We start from the raw sequence: 4,011 nt of genomic DNA on the forward strand, positions 1-4,011 counted from the left end.
GACATCCGGCTTATCAGGACTATCCTGTAGTTGGTGTAACATGGGAACAAGCCGTTGCATATTGTGAATGGAGAACAAATGTTGTTAACGAGAATATCCTTCGTACCAAAGGTATTATGAACGACTGGAAAACATATTCAGCTGTAAAAAATGGTGATACAGGCAAAGGAGGAGGTGGTTCGGGAGGTAAAGGATCTTCAACTACAGCTCCTAATACCGCTCCGTTTGACAAAGATCTTTATTTAAATAATCAATATGAAGATATAGGTAAAAACCCTATTAAGCTAAGCAACCCTTCAGGCGGCAAAGATGGACCAAAAGGACGGACGGCAAGAATTGAAGATGGCGTTTTCACTCCAGGGAATTACAGGCTGCCCAGCGAAGCTGAGTGGGAGTATGCCGCTCTTGCATTTGTTGCTTCTCCAGGCAATAATGTAATTGCGAATAATAAAATTTATCCTTGGCATGGGTTAGGAGTTCGTTCTCCGCGTAAAGACACCAGAGGTATGGTTTACGCCAACTTTAAGCAAGGAAAAGGAGATAATATGGGAGTTGCGGGTTACTTAAATGATGGAGCAGATATTACAGCCCCGGTTAGAGCCTATATGCCTAATGATTTTGGTTTATACAACATGGCAGGAAACGTTAGTGAATGGGTTGCCGATACTTATAGACAAAATGTTGGTAATGTGGAAGATTTCAGCCCTTTTCGTGGAAATGAGTTTTTAAACAATGAATACGACAACAACGGCAAGATTGTAACTATAGGGAAATCAAATATTCCTAAAAAAACACCTGCAACCGGTGGAAGCAAAGACCGTTACGATCTACATAAAGAAAAATATGGAAATGTTGCAGAAGAAAGTCCTTCTACTCCTGATGAGAAAGATCCAAAAATGACAACAGCATCTCCTTCATTTAAAGCCGATCAAAGGGGATATTTAGATAAGGAAAACTTAGATCTTTATGGAAAAATCACTTTAGTGAGCGATAGATCTAAGGTTTATAAAGGCGGTTCATGGAACGATAGAGCATATTGGTTAAATCCAGGAACAAGAAGGTTTCTTGATCAGGGTGAATCAAGTGCAGAAATTGGTTTCAGATGTGCTATGAGTAGTGTGGGTAATCCTCAAATTAATCCAAAAAGCACACCTCAATTTAAACAACCTAAATCAAGAGTAGGATTTAAATCAAAATAAAAACATAAAAATAATTAACGAAGAAGGCCGCTTGAATGATTTCAAGCGGCCTTCTTCGTTAACAATTAAAACCTATGACTACCAGACTGCGAACTATAACAGTCCAATAATGATTAACCCAACACTAATTTAACGAAAAAAATTTTAAATTGTCTAATATCAGTTAAAGTTTCAAAGACAAAGTTTTCCACAATTTAATTTTTTCAATAAATTGGTATAATTTATTTAGTAAATCACCTTTCCGGTAGCAGTTACTATAGAGGCAATTCTAACAGCATCAAAAATTCTTTCTTCGGTACAACCTAATTTAATTAAAGAATCTTCATGTGCATTAACACAAAGTTCACACCCATTTACTGCAGAAACGGCTAAACTTAGTAATTCAAAAAACTCTTTACCCGTTACAGGCTTCATCATTAACTGCATTCTTATACGAGCAGGAATCTGACCATATTTCTCTTTTTGGGTAAAATGGCGAAAACGATAAAAGACATTATTTGAGGCTAAAAGTGATGCACAGGAAATAGACTCGGCAACTTCCTCTTCTGTCGCACCATTATTTAAAGCGTAATTTGTATAGTACTTTATCAAAATAGCATTTTGATTATTCGCAGCTATACTTAATCCTAATAAACCACATTCTTTTTCAGAAAGATGCTCTGAGGTTAAAGTACTGTTGAAGTTTAGTTTAAGATCTCTTAAATATTTAAAGTCTGTTTGGTTAAGTATATTTAAGGATTCGTTAGTAATTTCTGTTATTCCAAAAATATCTAAAATATCTCTTGTGGTATCTCTAATTTCTGACATATTGTTGATAATCAAATAGTTGTAAATATAAAAAGTTGTAAAAAAACCCTTTACAGTTCGTAAAGGGTTTTTTATATTTTTAAACGGTTAAAGTTTCCTGACCTTTTTCCCAGTTACAAGGACAAAGCTCATCTGTTTGTAAACCATCTAGTACACGTAGTACTTCTTTTACGTTACGACCTACGCTTAAATCGTTAACACTAACCCAACGAATGATTCCTTGAGGATCGATAATGAAAGTTGCTCTGTAAGCTACTTTTTGATCATCATTTGTTAATATGCCTAAATCTTCTGCTAAAGATTTAGATGTATCTGCTAACATAGGGAATTTCAAACCTCTTAAATCATCATGATTATTTCTCCATGCTAAATGAACAAATTCTGAATCTGTAGAAGCACCAATTAAACGAGTGTTACGATCTGAAAATTCACCGAAATTTTTGTTAAATTCTGCAATTTCTGTTGGGCATACAAAAGTAAAGTCTTTAGGCCACCAGAAAATTGTAGTCCAAACGTTGTCATCATTTGTTAAGTAATCGGAAGTAATTGTTTCAAATTCTTTACCTTTTTCTAAGCTAACTACTGCTAATTTTGAAAACTCTGGAAATTTTTGTCCTACGCTAATCATATCTTATAAATTTTATTTTCTTTATTGTGGTGCAAATATACGGCTCAAAGCCTATTTTTTCAATCATTTAAGCATCACAATTAGCAATACACATATAGACAAAAACTATTATTAAACAAAACAGAATAAGATCACTTTATAAACAAGCCTTGCATATCTACCCGTATTGAAAATGGCGCAAGATATTGGTTCATTAAAATAGCCATTTCTTTCCTCGTTATCATTTTATCCGGTAAGAAATCCGACTGTAACTTAAACTTTTCTTTCCAGCTACGCTTAAGCTCGTCCTCTATCGAGTATATCTCTTTACCGCCAATAAAACTAATTAAAGAAACAGCATCTTTCACACTTAAATCAGAAACTTTAGGGTTTTCTATAAACCAGATACGGGACCTGGGATGCAATTCAGAAAGAATATCTTTTATATCATTTTTATTTACGATTCCTTCGGGGTTAAATCTACCAGAGACAAAATCATGAGTTAATATTTGCGAACCAATGATTCTTTGTACTGAAGAAAAAGCAAAATCGTCTTCGGGAACATCTGTCACCGGATAAATTAAACTTTTAAAAGTAAAGACCTCTCCCTGTACCATTCTAACGTTCGCCTTATCTGCCGTTGTGTTGAAGAAAGGACCGTATGCGGCCAAGGCACCTATAGACTGCCCAATATTGGTCCATAAAGCTATATTTTGTAAATCCTCATTATCAATTTGATTCACACTTGCAGCAAGATTTGCAACCAATATAGTTGGTTTAGTTTTAGCTATAAATATCCCTATTGGAAAATAATAAACGGAATCTTTTGATCTGCCATAACCCGCAGCAATACTTGTTCTGTATAGTTTAGTATACGAACTATAGGGATTAAATCTTTGGGTAGCTTCAAAACTGGTAACTGCATCTATTTTTCCGTTTTTCAACGGGAGCAAATTGAATCGATTTAATATCTCCTCGTCTGCCGAAAACGTAGCATCTATTATTACCTTACATTTTATATCTTCATTTTTTCCATTTCTTTCTATCTCAACCACCCAGTTTTTACCTTTTTCTTTAATACCCAAAATCCTTGAGGAATTAAGGTATTCCAATCCTTTAGTCTTTTTAAGAAACCTGTTTTCCAAAACTAAACGGGGATCTTTGTTAATGGAATCAGTTTTACAGCTATCCTGCCATTCTTTCCAAAAACCCAAATTAAATGCGGGAACATCCGTTTTAGGCAAGCTATTTCCGATAACTTGTGTTCCTTTATTTAATAAAATAGTTTTCACTCCGCTTCTGGCAGCTTGTATTGCAGCAGACGTACCGCTAGCAGAAGCACTAACTACCAAAACATCTGTTTTATGCTGTGCCAAAGCCCGTTGTGTAAAAATCAAG

At 34.9% G+C, this 4,011-nt stretch carries 4 protein-coding genes; 1 reads left to right on the forward strand and 3 read right to left on the reverse strand.

Annotated elements, in window-relative coordinates; genetic code table 11:
- On the forward strand, window positions 1-1,199 hold a 1,199-nt coding region (locus ABWO41_RS16230; protein WP_353140278.1), incomplete at its 5' end, for an SUMF1/EgtB/PvdO family nonheme iron enzyme.
- A 225-nt stretch (window positions 1,200-1,424) separates the two neighbouring features.
- Here the strand turns inward: ABWO41_RS16230 and ABWO41_RS16235 are convergent.
- From ABWO41_RS16235 to ABWO41_RS16245, 3 genes are all read right to left on the reverse strand, one after another.
- Window positions 1,425-2,006 carry a carboxymuconolactone decarboxylase family protein gene (locus ABWO41_RS16235; protein WP_353140280.1) on the reverse strand — a complete coding sequence of 194 codons (582 nt, stop codon included), beginning with the start codon at window positions 2,004-2,006 and terminating at the stop codon, window positions 1,425-1,427.
- Between the two features lie 79 nt (window positions 2,007-2,085).
- Entirely contained in the window at window positions 2,086-2,634 is a 549-nt protein-coding gene (locus ABWO41_RS16240; protein WP_353140282.1) for a peroxiredoxin, read from the reverse strand.
- 131 nt (window positions 2,635-2,765) lie between these two features.
- On the reverse strand, window positions 2,766-4,011 hold a 1,246-nt coding region (locus ABWO41_RS16245), incomplete at its 5' end, for an FAD-dependent oxidoreductase (RefSeq protein ID WP_353140284.1).

The organism is Pseudopedobacter sp. (assembly GCF_040392825.1).
GTDB lineage: Bacteria > Bacteroidota > Bacteroidia > Sphingobacteriales > Sphingobacteriaceae > Pseudopedobacter.